Origin of the sequence: Aquitalea denitrificans (assembly GCF_009856625.1) — a bacterium.
GTDB classification, from domain to species: domain Bacteria; phylum Pseudomonadota; class Gammaproteobacteria; order Burkholderiales; family Chromobacteriaceae; genus Aquitalea; species Aquitalea denitrificans.
On record NZ_CP047241.1, the window covers coordinates 4,109,922 to 4,127,475 of the forward strand.

A 17,554-nucleotide genomic window follows, 5' to 3' on the forward strand; every position below is an offset into this window, starting at 1 on the left:
GACCAGGCCGGGGCATTCCTCAGGCATTTTCCACGGTAGCAGGTACACCCTCGTTCAGCCGCAACTCCCAATAACCTACATCCAGCCAGCGACCGGCCTTCCAGCCAACTTCGTGAAAAGTGGCCACCTGCTGGAACCCCAGGCTCTCATGTAAGGCAATGCTTGGTGGATTGGGCAAGGCAATACCAGCAATGGCCAGGTGCCCTCCCAGATCGCGCAATTGCTGCAACAAGGTGCGGTACAGCCGGCTGCCCAGGCCCTGGCCACGGGCGGCTGCGGCAAAATACACCGAAGTTTCCACCGCAAAGCGATAGGCATGGCGCACCCGCCAGCGTGTGGCATAAGCATAGCCCAGCAGCTCGCCGTGCAGTTCCACCACCAGCCAGGGCAGGCCTTGCTGCTGCACCTTGGCCACACGCTCAGCCATTTCTTCCGCACTGACTTCCTGTTCTTCAAAGCTGATGGTGGTGTCCCGCACGTAGGGATTGTAAATCGCCACAATGCTGGCGGCGTCGGCTGCCGTGGCCGGGCGGATGTGAATATCTTGGCTCATGCTCAGGGTCAGGGTCTGGATGATACCGCTCTACTCAGCAAGAAACGCGCCAGTCATGCTCAGGTCGTCCAGTCGGGAAAATATTGCCGACGCAGCCGCTCGACATAAGCCTGCAGATTCGGATGCTGCTGCACCGCCTGCTGGCTGGGGGTATCACCCAGTTTGGCCAGCAAGGCCGAGGCGAGAAAGGCAAACACGGTGGCGTCCAGCCAGCACGGGGCCACACCCAGCATATAGGGCTGGTCCGCCAGCAGCGCCGCCAGGCTAGCGATATCCAGTTGCAGCAGGCGCTGGCGTTCTTCCGGGCTGAACCGGCCCAGGCCCTGGCCGTGCAGATTGCCGCGCACCTTGCGCCGGATCATGCGGATGACCATGCCGCGCAGCAACAATGGCACACGCTGGAAAAACACCCCCGGTCCACGGGCGAATACCGCATCATCCATCCAGCGCTCATGCACCACGCACCAGTACAGGTGATCGCTGCACAGGCACTCCACGCTCCAGGCCAGTGCCCGGTTCGCATCGCTCAGTCCTTCATCCAGCGTGATGCCGTGGCGTTCGGCCAGGTGCAGGCGGATCAGCGTGGAATCCGGCACCGGTGTGCCATCGTCATCGATATAGGGCAGCTTGCCCTTGGGCGCAGTACGCATGCTGCCACGCTGCTTGCGGTAAGGCAGGCCGGACAGCTTGAGCAGCATCTCGGCCTTCAGCACAAAGGGGCTGGCATCGGGCAGGCCAAAGGCCGGGCCAAACACGTACAGGGTGATCACTGGCATCTCCTCGGCAGGAAACGCCCAGACTAGCACCACCCAGTCGCGATGACGATGGCTTCAATCCAACAGTTGCTGATACAGGTACACCAGCACCCGGGCCAGTTCTGCCGCGGTCTGCTCCTGACCGGCATTGCCGGTATGGCCACCGGCATCGGTTTCCAGCAGCAGCGCGGCATGGCCCAGCTCCAGCATGCGTGCCACCATCTTGCGGGCATGGCCGGGATGTACCCGGTCGTCCCGCGTGCTGGTGGTGAACAAGGGCAGCGGGTAGCGCACATCGGTTTGCAGCTGGTGATAGGGCGAATAGGCCAGCAAGGCAGCCGCCTGTTGCGGGTCGGCCGGGTCGCCGTATTCGTCTATCCAGCTGGCACCGGCCAGCAGTTCGGTGTAGCGCAGCATATCCAGCAGCGGTACCTCGCACACCACGGCCTTGAACAATTCTGGTCGACGTACCATGCAGGCGGCCACCAGCAGGCCGCCATTGCTGCCGCCTTCTATGCCCAGCTTGTCCGGGCTGGTCAGGCCGCTGCCGATCAGCGCCTCGGCCACGCTGCAGAAATCATCAAACGATACCGGGCGGTTAATACCCTGCGCCGCTTGATGCCAGCCGGGGCCAAACTCGCCGCCACCACGAATGCAGGCCAGTACGAAGGCACCGCCTTTTTCCAGCCAGTGCGCGCCGAAGTTTTCCACGTAGTAGGGCATCATCGGCACTTCAAAGCCACCGTAGCCGTATAACAGTGTTGGTGTACTGCCATCCGCAACCGTATCGCGGGGGCGCACCACGAAATAGGGAATGCCCACGCCATCGGACGCCGTGGCCCAGCACTGCTCGGCCACAAAACGGCTGGCATCAAATGCCGCAGGCTGCTGGCGCAGGCAGCTGTGCTCGCCGGTGGCTACATTCAGCCGGTACAGGCCGGTAGGGGTGAGGAAGTCGCTGAAGCTGTAGCACAGCACATCGCTGTTCCACGGCTGGTCGGCAAACTCGATGACGCCGCTATCAGGCACCGGCAGGCTGCGCGCGTGCCAGCTGCCATCCTGCCAGTCGAAAGCCAGCAGGCGACTGCGCACATTGTCGATCAGATTCACCACCACGCTGCTGCGGGTGGTTTCCACCGACTCCACCGCCAGTCTGACTGCCGGAGCCACCAGCAGCTGGATGCCGCCCTCATCGCCAAGCAGGCAGGTCAGCGGCACCGCCAGCAGGCTGCCGGCGGCATGGGTTTTGTCCTGCCAGCACCAGTCTTCCGCCAGTTTGACGATGAACTGGCCATGCAGATAAGCCTCGATATCCGCCTTGGCCGGTAACGGCAGCGGATGGGTCTGCAAATCAGCGTCGATCAGGTGGTAAGTCTTGCTGTAAAAGCCGTCAGCCGCTTCGATCAGGTCCAGCCAGCCATCCGGCCCGTCCAGATAACGCCAGGCGGCCACCATCATGGCCTCCGGGTCGGCGGCAAACAGCTGCTGCCATTGATGCTGGCCGTCGGCCCCGCGTTCCACCAGCCACACTTCGCGCGGGTAGCCGGAACGGCTCAGTGGTGCACCCTTCCAGCCGGGGCATACCAGCACGCTGTCCGGGTCGCGCCAGGCAATATGGTTTTTGCCGTGCGGAAAGCGAAAGCCCTGCTCCACCCAGCTGGCGGTTTCCAGATCGTATTCCCAGGCCAGGCTGGCATCGCCACCGCCCTCACTCAAATGCACCAGCACACGGGAGGGCTGCACCGTGCAGTGCGCCACCCCATCCAGATACCAATCCTTGCCGGCGGCGGCGGCAATGGCATCCACGTCCAGCACGGTATGCCATTGCTGACTGGCCGCCTGATAGTCCGCCAGCGTGGTGCGCCGGTAGATGCCGCGCGGGTGGTGTTCATCCTGATGAAAGTTGTACAGCCAGCCGGCGTGTTCGGAAAAGAAGGGAATCTGCCGGGTATCGCGCAGATGATCCAGGATTTCCTGGCGCAAGGGCGCATAGCGTTCATCTGCATCCAGTAACGCCTGGGTGCGCTTGTTCTGTGCGGCAACCCAGGTATCGACAGCGGGATCATCCAGGCTTTCCAGCCATAGGTGGGAATCGAGAAGATGGGACATGGGAGAACCAAAAATGCAAACAGGCGCACAGCTTAGCACTGCATCGGTATTGATCTAAAACAGCATCAATTTCGCTACACCTCCGTTACCTATTCTTTAGTACTGCAAGTTGCAGTCACGCAGCATTTTCCTGCAGCAAAACGTCGCTGCGTATTTTATATTTACTTCGAAATTAAACCTCATCCTTTCAAGTTGGATGATTATATTAAATCAAAAGATTTCATATACTGAATTGCTCACTTATTTAAAACCAATTGCTTAATAAAAATTAAGCCATAGCTAAGCAATCGCAGTTAAATAATTTCCTATAAATTAAAAAGAAATTTCCTAACAATGAAGTAATTATTCTTAGTAAAGGGGTGAAACATCATGAAACCAGCTCGTCTTGCACTGTTTTTTCTCATTGTGTTGGCCTGCCCATTTGCCAAAGCCAGTAGCGGAACCATCACCTTTCGCGGTGCCATCGTGAATTCTCCCTGCGTCATTCCTGCAGCAACCTGGCTACACTATGCGGAGCATCCAGCGGCTTACCATAGCGCCCGTCATGGCAAGCTCAATCCGAGTTGTGCTGACGTCTCGGCCACACAATCGGTCCGGGTATCGCGCGATTTTTCATCAGCATCCAAACAGATAGAGCAGGTTTCTGAGTCTGGAAGGAGATGGGTTACCGTGATTTACAATTGATCCGTACGGTGAAAACAGGCATGAAAAATGCAAAAAACGGACCTGCCAACATTTCTGTTGCAGGTCCGTTTTTGTGTCCGATACTGAGTGCGGACATCGGCAAACCTCACTCAGCAATCTTGCAGCACCCGGTCAGCGCCTGATGATGCAGCCCGTGCAGTGATCAGACAAACCTGCCCTCCCGCTGGGTACAGGCTTTGTTTGCCAGTCAATGCTGACGAATCCAGCGCGCCACCTTTTCCACCACCTCCGCCTCGATGCCGTTATAGCCATGCGCAGCCCAGGGCTGGCAAGGATCACCGGTATCCTTACCGCCATCAACCAGTATTAATTCGCGGGCTCTGGCCGCATGCAGGCCATCCATTACCGCCTGCACGTTACGGAAAAGCGTTTCCTTGCATTGATCATGCAGATGCTGCACCACCAGTACCGGCAATGTCAGTTGTGCCAGATTCATGGCCGCGACATTGCCCCGCTCGTGATTGATGGTTGAGGTTAGCACCACCCCGCCTACCTGCTCAGGCAAACGAATGGCAACAGCTGCCGCCGAAGTGGTACCACGGCTGGTTCCCACCAGCCATACCGGTACATCGGCCCGCTGATGCAGGGCGTCGATCACCACCGCCATATCCTGGGCATGTTCGGCACTGCTGCGAAAGTCGCCACGGCTGATACCGTCAGGGTGGTCGGACGGTGCATCCACCACCGCCACCTGAAAACCCTGTTCCACCCATAACTGGCGGGTACGCACCAGAAAGTTGCCCGCGCCGGCATGCGGCTGGCCATCGTCCCCCAGTTTGAGCACGCCATCACCGCCGGTAAACAGAATCAGACTGGCCACGGGCTTGCCTGCCGGTTCCAGCAGCAACATGCGCAGCGTGACTGATGGACGGGTTTGCAGCGTCAGCAACTGTTCCTGGGCCTGCACGGTTCCACAAATAAAGACCAGCAAGGCTATCAGCATGTGTTTCATGGTTCCTCCGGCAGGCAGGCACAAGGCTTCAGACAGTGCCTTTTAGTCGCTCAATACGCGCTGGAACACCTCCAGCACACGGTCGATGTCGCTGCGGCTGATCTGCCAATGCGTCACCAGCCGCATGCGGCCACCCTCGGGCGGATTGGCTTTGATACCGGCAGTTTCCAGTGCCGCCATCAGTTCGCTGACATCGATATCAGCCAGCAGACGGAACCACACCATATTGATGTGGACATCGGCCAGATCGACTTCGATACACGGCATGCCGTGCAGGCGCTCGGCCAGATAGCGGGCATTGGTATGGTCCTCGCCCAGCCGCTGTGTCATCTCGGTAAGTGCCAGCAAGCCCGGCGCGGCCAGCACCCCGGCCTGGCGCCAGCCACCGCCCAGCAGCTTGCGCTTGTAGCGGGCACGGGCAATGAAGTCGGCCGTGCCGGCCAGAATGGAGCCCACCGGTGCGGCCAGGCCCTTGGACAGACAGCACATCACGCTGTCGGCATGGCGGGTGATGTCCTGCACCTCACAGCCAAGATAGGTGGCGGCATTGAACACGCGCGCGCCATCCAGATGCACCGGCACGCCGTGGCGGCGGGCGATGTCGGCAGTGCGCTGCATGATGTCCAGCGGAATCACCCGGCCATTGCTATGGGCATTTTCCAGGCAGATCAGCCCGGTTTGCGGCCAGTGGACGTCGTGGCCCACCCGGATGCGCGCTTCGATTTCGTCCGGATCCATCACCCCCTTGTCACCGGCAATGGTGCGCAATTGCACCCCGGCAATCACCGCCGCACCGCCGGTTTCGTGCCACACGATATGGCAGTCGTCGCCCAGGATCACCTCGTTGCCGCGCTGGCAGTGGGTGAAGATGGCCAGCTGGTTGCCGAAGTTGCCGGTGGGCACAAACAAGGCGGCCTCCTTGCCCAGCAAGCGGGCGGCCAGCGCTTCCAGTTCGGCTACCGTCGGGTCGTCACCATAGACATCGTCCCCCACCACGGCATTGGCCATGGCCTGGCGCATGGCCGGGGTGGGGTGGGTGACGGTATCGCTGCGCATATCAATCCACTGCATGCTGTGCTCCTGCAAATGAAAGCGGCGGCCAGAGGGGCCGCCGTGAAGGGAAATGCCAGATCAGGCCTTGCCTGATTGTGCCAGCAAACTGCTTGCCGGGGGTGATACACAAATTGTCGGCGTCACTCCATCAGGCTATTCGATAGGCCTGCTTCAATTCGCTCACTCGGCGCTGGGCCGCCTGCATCGCAGTATGCGTCATTGAAATATCGCTGCCGCACTGGCAGCGCAGGCTGTGGTCGGGGGAAAGGGATTTCAGATGATGACGGTTTTCGTGACCGCATGCCACGCAGGCAATCACCACGGTGGCGTTGTAATGCTTGTCCAGATCGATATCGAAACTCGGGTGCTTCATGGGGAACTCCCTTGAGATCACTCAGGCCGGCCCGGATCAGAGGAATGCCGACATGCATTCGTGACGGACCTATGCAGAAGGATAGGCAAGCTGGCGGAAAGTTCCAGTAAATCAGCTGCTTGCTTTTTTCCGGGCAAACACTGGTCAGCCTCGGCGCTCTTGGTTATGCTTGGCCGTTTTTGGGTTCCGGATATACAGCAGATGTCGCACGACGCAGATCTTGACCGCCGCTTTGGCGGTATTGGCCGCCTGTATGGCCCCGATGCACTCAGCCGCTTTCAGACAGCCCATGTCTGTGTGGTGGGGGTGGGTGGCGTGGGTTCCTGGGCGGTGGAGGCGCTGGCCCGTAGCGCAATCGACCGCCTGACGCTGATTGATCTGGATAATATTGCCGAATCCAACACCAACCGCCAGCTGCCGGCGCTGGACCCGCACTACGGCATGGCCAAGGTGACAGCGCTGGCCGAGCGCGTGCGCGCCATCAACCCGGCCTGCGTGGTGCAGGAAATCGAGGACTTCGTCACCGAAGACAATCTGGAGGCCATGCTGGGACAGGGCTTCGACTTCATCATCGACTGCATCGACAATCTGCGGGTCAAAACTGCCATGGCGGCCTGGTGCGTGCGCCGTCGCCAGCCGTTTATCGTGTCCGGCGGTGCCGGTGGCCAGATGGACCCCACCCTGATCAAGCTGGCTGATCTGGGTGAAGTGACTTACGACCCGCTGTTGTCCAAGCTGCGTTACAACCTGCGCCGTTATCACGGCTTTCCGCGCGATGCCGGCAAGAAGCTGCATGTTCCCTGCGTGTTCTCCACAGAACAACTGGTCTATCCCGACACGCAAAGCTGCGATGCCGACAGCAGCCGTGGCCCGCAGGGCCTGTCCTGCGCCGGCTTTGGTGCCGGCATGGTGGTGACGGCCAGCTTCGGGCTGGTGGCGGTGTCCCATGTGCTGAAGCAACTGGCCAAGCCGCCAAAGAAACGCTGAACCGCGCTGTCCCGGCATGAAAAAGGCCTCCATCCGGAGGCCTTTTTCGTGTCAGTATCCTGATCAGTTGGCGATCAGCTTTTCCACCTTGGCAGCGCGTTCGCCTGGGGCCGGGTGGCTAGCCAGCATGCTGCTGTCGTTGCCGTACAGCTCGGCCAGCTTGCGCAGGGCCGACGGTGCACCTTGCACATTGTAGTTGTGGCGCTTGAGGAAGCCCACGCCGTAGGCATCGGCATCGCTTTCCTGCGATTGCGAGAACTGGGCGTTGACGATGGCTTCGGCAAAATTGCCCAGATCGGACTCGCTCAGGGCTGCAGCCGTGCTGTTGCCGCTGCTGCCAGCAGCCTTGCGCGCACCGGAAGCTGCGTAAGCCAGCTGCATGGCCTTCTTGCTGTGACCCAGCTTGACGTGGCCGATTTCATGGCCAATCACGAAGCGCACCTGGTCGTCATCCATCTTGTCCAGCAGGCCGCTGTAAACACGCACGGTGCCATCGGCCATGGCGAAGGCGTTCACTTCCTTGGTCTGGTAAACCTTGAAGTTGAGCTTGGTGCCGTCTTCACTGTCCAGACCCTTGACGATCTTGGCCAGACGTTTGCCATAAACGCTGGAAGCTGCGGCAACCTTGTTCTTCTTGTCCATGACGGCGCTGGATTCCGCAGCCAGGTTCTTCACGTCAGCGTCGCTGAGCGTGGCGGCCTTGAGCAGGTCGCTGCCGGAACTGAGCATGCCATTAAGGTCGAAAGCCTGGGCGGTGCCAGACAGGGACAATGCAAAAACGAGAGCAAGGGACAATTTTTTCATATCAAAATTCCTTTTTAAAATGCGCCATGATGCTAACGTAATTTTTCAGTATTTAACAGCCATACCGGCATAAGCAGCCTGCAGAAATGAAAAAGGCCCCGCATGGTCAATGCGGAGCCGAGTAGCCAACAGGAGCTGAATCAGGCCAGCAGGCAGGAACTCTGGCTTGCTTCACTGATACGGCGCAGCTGGATGGTTTCCTTGCTGCAACGCGCCTCGGCCTGCGGGCAGCGGGTGCGGAACACGCAGCCGGACGGCGGATTGATCGGGCTGGGCAGATCGCCTTGCAGGATCTGGATCACCTTGTTTTTCTCCAGCTTCGGGTCCGGAATGGGAATGGCCGACAGCAAGGCGCGGGTGTAAGGATGGGCAGGCGCATCGTACAAGGCATGCTTTTGCGCCAGCTCCATCTCACGGCCCAGATACATCACCAGGATGCGGTCGGAAATATGCTTCACCACCGCCAGGTCGTGGGCGATGAAGATCAGCGCCAGGCCCATCTCGCGCTGCAGTTCCTTCAGCAGGTTGATGATCTGCGCCTGGATCGACACGTCCAGCGCCGATACCGGTTCGTCGCAGATGATCAGCTTGGGCTCCAGAATCAGCGCGCGGGCAATGCCGATACGCTGGCACTGGCCGCCGGAAAATTCGTGCGGATAGCGGTTGATCATCTGCTCGCGCAGGCCCACCTTGCGCATCATGCTGCGCACGCGCTGCATGATGTCGTCGGCGGACAGCTCCGGCTTATGCACGCGCAGCGGTTCGCCAATGATCTGGGCGACGGTCATGCGCGGGTTGAGCGAGGCCAGCGGATCCTGGAAGATCATCTGGATATCCTTGCGCACTGCATGCCAGTCCTGCGCGCTGCCACGGGTGAGGTCCTTGCCCATCCACACGATTTCACCAGCGGTGGCAGGAATCAGGTTGAGGATGGCGCGCGACAGCGTGGACTTGCCACAGCCGGACTCGCCCACCACGCCCAGGGTTTCACCGGCGTACAGGTCGAAGCTGACACCATCCACCGCCTTGAGCGTGCGCCTGGCGCTCCACGGCCAGCGGCCGTCGCCCTTCACCTGAAAATGCACTTTGACATCACGTACCGACAGAATCGGCTGCTTGGCTTGTTCAGACATGTGCCACCTCCTGTGCGGCCAGCTGCAATTCGGCTACCGGCTTGTGACAGGCGCGCAGCACCTGCGGATTGCTGGTGCTGGCAGACAGTGCCGGCAGTTCGTCGGCGCAGCGGCTGCTGGCGTGGGTGCAACGCTCGGAGAACGGGCAGCCCTTGGGCATGTGCGCCATATTGGGCGGATTACCCGGAATGCTCACCAGCTCGCTGCCGTCGTGGTCCAGCCGCGGCAAGGCACCCAGCAGGCCGATGGTGTAGGGGTGGCTGGGCTGATAGAAGATGTTGTCAGCAGTGCCGTATTCCATGACGCGGCCGCCATACATCACCATCACTTTTTCGCACAGGCCGGCCACCACGCCCAGGTCGTGGGTAATCATCACGATGGCGGTGCCGAAATCACGCTGCAGCTCTTTGAGCAGGGTGAGTATCTGTGCCTGCACCGTCACGTCCAGCGCGGTGGTGGGTTCGTCGGCGATCAGCACTTCCGGTTCGCACAACAAGGCCATGGCAATCATCACCCGCTGGCGCATGCCGCCGGAGAATTCATGCGGATACATATTGATGCGGCGGGCGGCTTCCGGAATGCGCACTGCGTCCAGCAGCTCGATGGCACGCTTTTTCGCATCGCGGCGGCTGATGCCCTTGTGCAGCTCCAGTACCTCGGTCATCTGGCGCTCTACCGTCAGATACGGGTTGAGCGAGGTCATCGGGTCCTGGAAGATCATTGCCAGCCGGTCGCCGCGGATGCGGTTGAGTTCGGTCGGGCTCATGGCCAGCAGGTTCTGGCCCTGGTACCGCGCCTCGCCGGTGGTTTTGCCGTTACGCGCCAGCAGGCCCATCATGGCCAGCACGGTCTGGCTCTTACCGGAACCGGATTCGCCGACGATGCCCAGGGTCTGGCCCTTTTCCAGCTCGAAGCTGACGCCGTTGACGGCGCTGACCACGCCGTCGTTGGTCTGGAACTGTACGCCCAGATTACTTACTTTCAATAGACTCATCTGTTGCTACCTCAACGATCTTTCGGATCGAGCGCATCGCGCAGGCCGTCGCCGATATAGTTGGCGCAATACAGGGTGACCGACAGCATGCCGGCCGGGAACAGCAGAATCCACGGGCTGGCATCCATCACCCCGGCCCCGTCCTGGATCAGCACGCCCCAACTGGTCATCGGCTCCTGCACCCCCAGGCCCAGGAAGGACAGCACCGATTCGGTCAGGATCACGCCCGGCACGGTGACGGTGGTGTAGATCACCACGATGCCCAACAGATTGGGCACGATGTGGCGGAAGATGATCTTGGGCGTGGACACGCCGATGGCATGGGCCGCCTCGACATATTCCTTGGACTTGATCGCCAGTGTCTGGCCGCGCACCACCCGCGCCATGTCCATCCAGGAGAACACGGTAATGGTCAGCACCACCAGGTAGAAGTCGCGGCCCAGCAGGGTCACCATCAGGATGGCGATCAGCAGGTAGGGCACGGCATACATCATGTCGACGATACGCATCATCAGCGCATCCACCTTGCCGCCCATGAAACCGGCCGTCGCACCCCAGACAATGCCCAGCGCCACCGAGGCAATGGTGGCCAGTGCGCCCACCATCAGCGAAATGCGCCCGCCGATCAGGCAGCGCACCAGCAGGTCACGCCCCAGCGCATCGGTACCGAACCAGTGGGTATTGGCCAGCGTCGGCGCGATGCCCATTGCATCCCAGTCGGTGTCTTCATAAGTGTGCGGCAGCACCATAGGCCCGAACACACAGGCCAGGGTGATGAAGGCCAGCACGATCAGGCTGAGCACGGCGGCCTTGTTGCGGAAAAAGCGCAGCCGCGCGTCACGCCACAGGCTGCGGCCTTCTACGGCGGCATCGGTGAGGCCATTGTCCAGCGCAGCCGTCATGGCTTTCTGTTTGCTTTGCATCATGATTTTGCTCCCGCTCAGTAGCGAATCTTCGGGTCCAGCAACGCATAGGCCAGATCCACGAGCAGGTTGAGAACAACGGTAATCACCGTCACCAGCACCACCAGACCCAGTACCAGGGTGTAGTCGCGGTTGGCGGCACCATTGACGATGAGCTTGCCAAGGCCGGGCAGGCCGAACACGGTTTCGGTCACTACCGCAGCGGTAATCGAGGAAATGGCCAGCGGGCCGATCACCGACACCACCGGCATCAAGGCCGGTTTGAGCGCATGGCGCAGCACGATGGTGCGCATGGGCAGGCCCTTGGCGCGGGCGGTACGGATGAAGTTGCTGCTCAGTACCTCGATCATGCTGCCGCGCATCACGCGGCCGATGGTGGAGATGTTGATGAACACCAGCAGGGCAATCGGCAGCACCATGTAGCGCAGCGAGAAATCATCCCAGCCGCCGGCCGGCAACCATTCCAGGCCGATGGCAAACACCATCACCAGCACCGGGCCCAGCACGAAGGACGGAAAGGCGCCGCCGATATTGCCCAGCAGCATCACCAGATAGTCGATGATGCTGTTCTGGCGCAGTGCGGCCACAATGCCCAGCGCCACGCCGATGAACAGGGAAATCACGATGGCACCGCCACCGATGGCGGCAGACACCGGCAGGGCCTTGCCCACCAGATCGTTCACGCTCCAGTCGGCATAGCGGAAGGAAGCACCCAGATCACCCTGCAACAGGCTCTTGATGTAATACAGGTATTGCTGCCACAAGGGCAGGTCGAGATGGTATTTGGCCTGCAGATTGGCCAGCACGGCAGCAGACACCTTGCGTTCCCCGTCAAACGGGCCGCCCGGGGTCAGGTGCAGCAGCAGATAGCAAACGGTAATGACGGCCAGCAGTGTGGGAATGGTCGCCAGCACGCGTCGGAAAGTATAGGACCACATGGGGATACTCCAGCCAGGCTCGTCCGCCTGCGCAGCACACGTCTTGTGAACATGGCTGCACGGCAAGGCGCGCCGGCATGATGCGCTACATCACAAGCCGGATGTCCGTCTGGCGGACATCCGGCCTCTGTTCAACCGGGGACCGCAGCCCCCTCCTCTTGCATCACTCAGTCAAGCGCAAGGCTTAGTGCTGGATGATGTAGAGGTCCTTGCCGCGGTAGCGGTCCATCGGGTTCTTGCCGTAGCCACCCACATAGGACTTCACCAGACGCGGTGCGGTGTATTGCAGCAGCGGGATCATCGGATAGTCATCCATGATCATCTTCACCGCCTGGGTGAACAGTTGCTTGCGCTTGGCCTGATCGGTGCTATCGCTACCCTGCTTGATCAGCGCTTCGGCCTTGGCATTGCAGTTCTTGTTGTCGTTCTGGTCGTTGTCACACTGCACCAGCGCGAGGAAGGTGGTGGCGTCGTTGTAGTCGGCCACCCAGCCGTTACGGGCGATCTGGTAATCGGCATCGTGACGCTTCTTCAGCAGCACCTTGAACTCCAGGCTTTCCAGCTCGGTGTTCAGGCCCAGCTTGGATTTCCATTCGGAAGCGGCAAAGATGGCCATCTTCTTGTGGTAGTCACTGGTGTTGTAGGCAAACTTCAGCTTGCTGCCCGGCTTCACACCAGCCTCAGCCAGCAGCTTCTTGGCCTCTTCCACCCGCTTGGCCATCGGCCATTTTGCCCAGTCGTAGCTGGTGACATCGGCACCGGCAGTACCGGCCACGATAGCGCTGTAGGCCGGAGCCTGGCCATCGGCGGTGACTTTCTTGGCCAGAATGTCACGGTCGATCACCATGGACAGCGCCTTGCGCACGCGCACGTCCTTGAGCAGCGGGTCCTTGTTGTTCAGCGAGTAGTAACGCAGGCCCAGGAAGGGCGCATTGCGGATTTCCTTCGGATACTGTGCCTTGTACTTGTCGTAAGTGCCGGACGGCAGTTCCAGCACCCAGTCGTTTTCGCCGGATTCATACAGCTTCACGTCGGCGTTGTGGTCTTCGATCGGCAGGTAGGTAATCTTGCCCAGCTGCACGTTCTTCACGTCCCAGTACTGGGCGTTCTTTTCCACGACCACCTTGCTGTTTACCTGCCAGTCCTTCAGCGCAAAAGCGCCGTTGGATACCATCTTGCCCGGCTTGGTCCAGTCCTTGCCGAACTTGTCGATGGTGGCCTTGGGCAGCGGTGCCAGCTGGGTATTGGCCACCAGCGACGGCATGAACGGCACCGGGTACGGGGTTTGTACTTCCAGCGTGTACTTGTCCACGGCCTTCACGCCCAGCGAAGAAGCGGGCTTCTTGCCTTCGGTGATTTCCTTGCCGTTCAGGATGAAGATGCCATAGGTGGAGGCATAGGGAGAGGCGGTCTTGGGCTCGACAAAACGCTGCCAGCCATACACGAAATCGCTTGCGGTCACGGTGGAACCATCCGACCACTTGGCATTCTTGCGCAGCTTGAATACCCAGGTGGTGGGGCTGGTCTGTTTCCACGACTCGGCCACGCCCGGCATCACCTTGCCAAAGCTGTCGGTGGCGGTGAGGCCTTCGAACAGATCCATGGTGATGGTATTGGCTGGTACCGATTCGGCCAGCACCGGATCGAGCGATTCCGGCTCGGAACCGGTGTTGCGGATCAGCTCCTGCTTGGCAGCCAGCTTGACGCCTGCCGGCACCTGGGCGGCCATGGCGAAACCGGTCGTACCGGCCAGTGCCAGGGCTACAGCTGCCGTGGCCACGCGCAGCGATTTATTGTGTGACATTCGCCTATTCTCCTGTTCTGTAGAGCCCCGCTTATTGCGGGTGCATAAATTCTTTTATCCGAATTATGTTCGGAACTTTCCGTTTAACTGTCCGAAACGGGCCGAGCCATTATGCGCTGGCGTTTTTGAAATCCTCAAGCCTGATTCAGAACAATATGACAAGCGTTTTGCAAAAGCCGTGTCATTTCAACGACGATAGCCAATTTACCGCCATTTATTCACAGGAAAATCCGTAGCCCGGCAACATTTTTGCTCTCAATCATGAGTATTTATATTGGCAGCCATTAATATCTTGCATGCGTGCCGTATTTAAATTGCCGGCACTACGTCATTTGTGCCGCTGACTGCACGTTTCACCCTATTCGCATGTTTCTGGATATGGATTTGCATTTAATCCATTTCCACCGGTGATGGTTTATTTGCAGCAGGCCCTGCAATAAAGGCGTAAAGGCACATCAGGCATGGCGGTGGCTTGCCATGGCATATCGACCGATTGCCAGACAAGCGGGCAGCAGACGTAAAAAAAGCTCCCGCGCGGGGAGCTTTTTGTAGCAGCAGTACAAACCGGACTGTCAGCGGCTCTTAGTCCTGCATGCGCCAGTGCATGGCTTCGCCGGCACGCAGCGGCACCAGCACATCGTCGCCATATGCCAGTTCGGCGGGTACGGTCCAGCTTTCCTTCACCAGAGTGATGGTGTCGGCATTGGGGGCCAGGCCATAGAAGGCCGGGCCGTTCAGGCTGGCAAAGGCTTCCAGCTTGTCCAGCGCGCCGGCCGCCTCGAAGGCTTCGGCATACAGCTCGATGGCGGCATTGGCGGTGTACATGCCGGCACAGCCGCAGGCGGCTTCCTTGGCGTGGCGTGCATGCGGTGCGCTGTCGGTGCCGAGGAAGAACTTGGCCGAACCGGAGGTGGCAGCCTGCACCAGCGCCTGACGGTGCAGCTCGCGCTTGAGCACCGGCAGACAGTAGTGATGCGGGCGGATGCCGCCAACGAAGATAGCATTGCGGTTCATCAGCAGGTGATGCGCGGTGATGGTGGCGGCGATGTTGTCCGGCGCGCTGGCCACGTATTCGGCGGCATCCTTGGTGGTGATGTGCTCGAACACCACGCGCAAGGACGGCAGGCGCGCCAGGAGCGGCTGGAATACCTGTTCGATGAACACGGCTTCGCGGTCGAAGATGTCGATGGCGGAATCAGTCACCTCGCCATGCACCAGCAGCGGCATGCCGCAGTCGGCCATTGCTTCCAGCGCCGGCATGGCTTTATCAATGCTGCTGACGCCAAAGTCGGAATTGGTGGTGGCTCCGGCCGGATACAGCTTGATACCGTGCACGAAACCGCAATCCCTCGCCTTGCGCACTTCTGCGGCACTGGTGTTGTCGGTGAGGTAAAGCGTCATCAGCGGTTCGAAACGGCTGCCGGTCGGCAGTGCGGCCAGAATCCGCTCGCGATAGGCGGCGGCGGCTTCCACCGTGGTCACCGGCGGTTTCAGATTGGGCATGATGATGGCACGGCCCATCTGGCGTGCGGTGTCGGGCAGTACGGCAGCCAGCGCTGCGCCATCGCGCAGGTGCAGGTGCCAGTCGTCGGGGCGGATCAGGGTCAGTGTCGTCATGCGCTTGGGCTCTTTGTCGGGGCTAGCAGTATCGGGGCAGGCCGGGATCATCCCGTCCGGGCGGCAGGCTTACTTGCGACGCAGCACCATGCGGAACTTGCCTTCCGCCGTGGTGGTGGATTCCAGCAGTGCATTGCCGGTCTGGCGGCAAAAGGCTTCAAAATCCTTGGGTGCGCCGGCATCGGTGGCAATCACCTCCAGCACGCTGCCGCTCTCCATATCGGCCAGCGCCTTCTTGGCGCGCAGAATGGGCAAGGGGCAGTTGAGGCCGGACAGGTCAATCAGGCGGTTGGGAGTCATGGGGCGTGTCGCTCAGTCTTTACGTTACAATGCCAGGTGAAGGCGGTATTCTACCGGCTATCCGTCCGACTAGTGTACGCCACCCGTCAAGCCCCTCCCAAATCGGAATCCCCGCCATGTGCGTGATCGCTTTTGCCTACAAGATGCCCGGCCTGGGCCAGCTGGTTTTGCTGGCCAATCGCGATGAATATTATGCCCGTCCAGCCGCTGCGCTGGATTGGTGGGATGAGTACACCGACACCCTGGGCGGGCGTGATCTGCAGGCCGGCGGCAGCTGGCTGATGGTGGATGGCCGTGGCCGCTTTGCCGCGCTCACCAATTTCCGTGAAGGCTATGGCAAGAGCGGTGAGCGCTCGCGCGGCGAACTGGTGCAGCGCTTTGTCACCGGCGATGAAGACCCGTTTACCTTTGCCGACTGGCTGCGCGACAACCATCAGCACTATGCCCCGTTCAACCTGCTGTACGGCAAGGTGGACGACCTGTTCCACTTTCACAGCCGTGGTGCCCGCATTGCGCGGGTGACGCCCGGCATCCATACCCTGTCCAATGCCACAATGGATACGCCGTGGTTCAAGAGCGAACGGCTGGCCGAACACCTGCGTGGCCTGCACCGCCCACCCGGCGAAGACGAAGCCTTCGGCTGGCTGGCTGATGCCACCGCAGCCGGCCCCGGCCAGTTGCCCAATACCGGCGTGGGACTGGCACTGGAAAAAACGCTGTCGCCGGTGTTCATCCAGGGGCGCGACTATGGCACCCGTGCGTCGATGCTGCTCAACGTATCGGCACGGGGTGATGTAAGCTTGTCCGAACTTTCCTGGGGGCTGGCCGGCCGTGAAGCCGGCCGCCGCCGTTACACCATCAGGCCGGGGCAGATTCAGCACCCGGCCAAGCCTTGAGCAGGAGATGTGCGTGAAACTGTCCCGATTTGGTCTGGCCCTGGCCGGGCTGCTGCTGGCACTGGCTGCCCAGGCCAGCGAATACAACAAGGGCTTCAACAACACCAATTACGCCATGGAAGATGTCAAACCATGGGAAGAAGGCAAATACACCCTGCCTGATTTTCCGGCGACACCAGACTGGATCGGCTTTTATGTCGGCCCGGAAGTAGCCAACAAGTACTTTGCCGACAGCAAGAGCCTGACCGTGGGTGAGGACGGCGTGGTACGGCTGGTCTTGCGCGTGCAAAGTCCGGCCGGTGCCGAGAACCTCAGTGTGGAAGGCATCCAGTGCAGTGCCAATACCTACCGCAGCTATGCTTTTGGCGACAGCATCAACAAGCGCTGGATTGAGTCCATGCGCGAGGAATGGCGCAAGATTGAATACGATGACAAGGCACGCCGTGCACTGCGCGAGGACCTGTGCGTAGACAAGACAGCCCCGAAATCCGCCGAACAGGCCGTCAAGCTGCTGCGTGCCGCGCCCTGGCGCTGACAAACCTGGCACCGCCGCCATGTGGCAGCCCCGTGCGGCGCAAGCACCACAACGGTTTTTAGTTGGCAGCCCCTGACACGGGCGATGCCGGGCTGACTTGGCCTGACATCGCCCGAGCTTGCA

The 17,554-nt window shown here is 60.4% G+C and carries 18 protein-coding genes; 4 read left to right on the forward strand and 14 right to left on the reverse strand.

All coding sequences use genetic code 11. From position 1 onward, the window contains the following. Nucleotides 1–19 precede the first annotated feature (19 nt). Genes GSR16_RS19110 through GSR16_RS19120 form a run of 3 tightly spaced genes read right to left on the reverse strand, consistent with a single transcriptional unit; the run spans nt 20 to nt 3,417 of the window. Nucleotides 20–553, reverse strand: coding sequence for an arsinothricin resistance N-acetyltransferase ArsN1 family B (locus GSR16_RS19110; protein WP_159880164.1), 534 nt, complete (start codon nt 551–553; stop codon nt 20–22). A gap of 59 nt (nt 554–612) precedes the next feature. Next, on the reverse strand, nt 613–1,323 hold the full coding sequence (locus tag GSR16_RS19115) for a glutathione S-transferase family protein (RefSeq protein ID WP_159880166.1): 711 nt from the start codon (nt 1,321–1,323) through the stop codon (nt 613–615). A 60-nt stretch (nt 1,324–1,383) separates the two neighbouring features. Continuing rightward, nucleotides 1,384–3,417, reverse strand: a complete 2,034-nt coding sequence (locus GSR16_RS19120) for a prolyl oligopeptidase family serine peptidase (RefSeq protein ID WP_159880168.1) — start codon at nt 3,415–3,417, stop codon at nt 1,384–1,386. Between the two features lie 369 nt (nt 3,418–3,786). Here GSR16_RS19120 and GSR16_RS19125 point away from each other — a divergent pair, with 369 nt between their 5' ends. Beyond that, on the forward strand, nt 3,787–4,101 hold the full coding sequence (locus GSR16_RS19125) for a fimbrial protein (RefSeq protein WP_159880170.1): 315 nt from the start codon (nt 3,787–3,789) through the stop codon (nt 4,099–4,101). A gap of 208 nt (nt 4,102–4,309) precedes the next feature. Here the strand turns inward: GSR16_RS19125 and GSR16_RS19130 are convergent, their stop codons facing one another. From GSR16_RS19130 to GSR16_RS19140, 3 genes are all read right to left on the reverse strand, one after another. Further along, nucleotides 4,310–5,074, reverse strand: coding sequence for an alpha/beta hydrolase (locus tag GSR16_RS19130; RefSeq protein WP_159880172.1), 765 nt, complete (start codon nt 5,072–5,074; stop codon nt 4,310–4,312). Nucleotides 5,075–5,116: 42 nt separating this feature from the next. Then, complete coding sequence (gene ltaE, locus GSR16_RS19135; RefSeq protein WP_159880174.1) at nt 5,117–6,145, reverse strand: low-specificity L-threonine aldolase; 1,029 nt, start codon at nt 6,143–6,145, stop codon at nt 5,117–5,119. Between the two features lie 130 nt (nt 6,146–6,275). After that, nucleotides 6,276–6,500, reverse strand: coding sequence for a hypothetical protein (locus GSR16_RS19140; RefSeq protein WP_159880176.1), 225 nt, complete (start codon nt 6,498–6,500; stop codon nt 6,276–6,278). A gap of 201 nt (nt 6,501–6,701) precedes the next feature. On the opposite strand from GSR16_RS19140, the gene GSR16_RS19145 reads away from it, so the two are divergent. After that, complete coding sequence (locus tag GSR16_RS19145) at nt 6,702–7,487, forward strand: tRNA threonylcarbamoyladenosine dehydratase (RefSeq protein WP_159880178.1); 786 nt, start codon at nt 6,702–6,704, stop codon at nt 7,485–7,487. Nucleotides 7,488–7,550: 63 nt separating this feature from the next. Here the strand turns inward: GSR16_RS19145 and GSR16_RS19150 are convergent, their stop codons facing one another. The 8 genes from GSR16_RS19150 to GSR16_RS19185 form a co-directional block, all read right to left on the reverse strand. Next, a complete protein-coding gene (locus tag GSR16_RS19150; protein WP_159880180.1) occupies nt 7,551–8,291 on the reverse strand; it encodes a M48 family metallopeptidase in 741 nt (246 codons plus the stop codon). 140 nt (nt 8,292–8,431) lie between these two features. Then, nucleotides 8,432–9,424, reverse strand: coding sequence for a murein tripeptide/oligopeptide ABC transporter ATP binding protein OppF (gene oppF, locus GSR16_RS19155; protein WP_159880182.1), 993 nt, complete (start codon nt 9,422–9,424; stop codon nt 8,432–8,434). Further along, nucleotides 9,417–10,418: an oligopeptide/dipeptide ABC transporter ATP-binding protein gene (locus GSR16_RS19160; protein WP_159880184.1), complete on the reverse strand. Its 1,002-nt coding sequence runs from the start codon at nt 10,416–10,418 to the stop codon at nt 9,417–9,419. Before GSR16_RS19160 ends, oppF begins: the two co-directional genes overlap by 8 nt. An 11-nt stretch (nt 10,419–10,429) precedes the next feature. Further along, on the reverse strand, nt 10,430–11,344 hold the full coding sequence (locus GSR16_RS19165; protein WP_159880186.1) for an ABC transporter permease subunit: 915 nt from the start codon (nt 11,342–11,344) through the stop codon (nt 10,430–10,432). A 14-nt stretch (nt 11,345–11,358) separates the two neighbouring features. Further along, on the reverse strand, nt 11,359–12,279 hold the full coding sequence (oppB, locus tag GSR16_RS19170; protein WP_159880188.1) for an oligopeptide ABC transporter permease OppB: 921 nt from the start codon (nt 12,277–12,279) through the stop codon (nt 11,359–11,361). Nucleotides 12,280–12,463: 184 nt separating this feature from the next. Further along, nucleotides 12,464–14,083, reverse strand: coding sequence for a peptide ABC transporter substrate-binding protein (locus GSR16_RS19175; RefSeq protein WP_159880190.1), 1,620 nt, complete (start codon nt 14,081–14,083; stop codon nt 12,464–12,466). 582 nt (nt 14,084–14,665) lie between these two features. Next, nucleotides 14,666–15,700 (reverse strand): dihydroorotase, encoded by a 1,035-nt coding sequence (pyrC, locus tag GSR16_RS19180; protein WP_159880192.1) that lies wholly within the window; start codon nt 15,698–15,700, stop codon nt 14,666–14,668. Nucleotides 15,701–15,769: 69 nt separating this feature from the next. Then, complete coding sequence (locus GSR16_RS19185) at nt 15,770–16,000, reverse strand: sulfurtransferase TusA family protein (protein ID WP_159880194.1); 231 nt, start codon at nt 15,998–16,000, stop codon at nt 15,770–15,772. 116 nt (nt 16,001–16,116) lie between these two features. Between GSR16_RS19185 and GSR16_RS19190 the strand changes: the two genes are divergently transcribed. Further along, on the forward strand, nt 16,117–16,896 hold the full coding sequence (locus tag GSR16_RS19190; RefSeq protein ID WP_159880196.1) for an NRDE family protein: 780 nt from the start codon (nt 16,117–16,119) through the stop codon (nt 16,894–16,896). Between the two features lie 13 nt (nt 16,897–16,909). After that, nucleotides 16,910–17,431 (forward strand): CNP1-like family protein, encoded by a 522-nt coding sequence (locus tag GSR16_RS19195; RefSeq protein WP_159880198.1) that lies wholly within the window; start codon nt 16,910–16,912, stop codon nt 17,429–17,431. The last annotated feature ends 123 nt before the right edge of the window (nt 17,432–17,554 follow it).

Coding starts and splice junctions, on each gene's coding strand:
- GSR16_RS19110 (WP_159880164.1), bottom strand. CDS start 553: ATGAGCCAAGATATTCACATCCGCCCGGCCACGGCAGCCGACGCCGCC.
- GSR16_RS19185 (WP_159880194.1), bottom strand. CDS start 16,000: ATGACTCCCAACCGCCTGATTGACCTGTCCGGCCTCAACTGCCCCTTG.
- GSR16_RS19125 (WP_159880170.1), top strand. CDS start 3,787: ATGAAACCAGCTCGTCTTGCACTGTTTTTTCTCATTGTGTTGGCCTGC.
- GSR16_RS19175 (WP_159880190.1), bottom strand. CDS start 14,083: ATGTCACACAATAAATCGCTGCGCGTGGCCACGGCAGCTGTAGCCCTG.
- pyrC (WP_159880192.1), bottom strand. CDS start 15,700: ATGACGACACTGACCCTGATCCGCCCCGACGACTGGCACCTGCACCTG.
- GSR16_RS19130 (WP_159880172.1), bottom strand. CDS start 5,074: ATGAAACACATGCTGATAGCCTTGCTGGTCTTTATTTGTGGAACCGTG.
- GSR16_RS19145 (WP_159880178.1), top strand. CDS start 6,702: ATGTCGCACGACGCAGATCTTGACCGCCGCTTTGGCGGTATTGGCCGC.
- oppF (WP_159880182.1), bottom strand. CDS start 9,424: ATGTCTGAACAAGCCAAGCAGCCGATTCTGTCGGTACGTGATGTCAAA.
- GSR16_RS19190 (WP_159880196.1), top strand. CDS start 16,117: ATGTGCGTGATCGCTTTTGCCTACAAGATGCCCGGCCTGGGCCAGCTG.
- GSR16_RS19140 (WP_159880176.1), bottom strand. CDS start 6,500: ATGAAGCACCCGAGTTTCGATATCGATCTGGACAAGCATTACAACGCC.
- GSR16_RS19160 (WP_159880184.1), bottom strand. CDS start 10,418: ATGAGTCTATTGAAAGTAAGTAATCTGGGCGTACAGTTCCAGACCAAC.
- GSR16_RS19150 (WP_159880180.1), bottom strand. CDS start 8,291: ATGAAAAAATTGTCCCTTGCTCTCGTTTTTGCATTGTCCCTGTCTGGC.
- ltaE (WP_159880174.1), bottom strand. CDS start 6,145: ATGCAGTGGATTGATATGCGCAGCGATACCGTCACCCACCCCACCCCG.
- oppB (WP_159880188.1), bottom strand. CDS start 12,279: ATGTGGTCCTATACTTTCCGACGCGTGCTGGCGACCATTCCCACACTG.
- GSR16_RS19165 (WP_159880186.1), bottom strand. CDS start 11,344: ATGATGCAAAGCAAACAGAAAGCCATGACGGCTGCGCTGGACAATGGC.
- GSR16_RS19120 (WP_159880168.1), bottom strand. CDS start 3,417: ATGTCCCATCTTCTCGATTCCCACCTATGGCTGGAAAGCCTGGATGAT.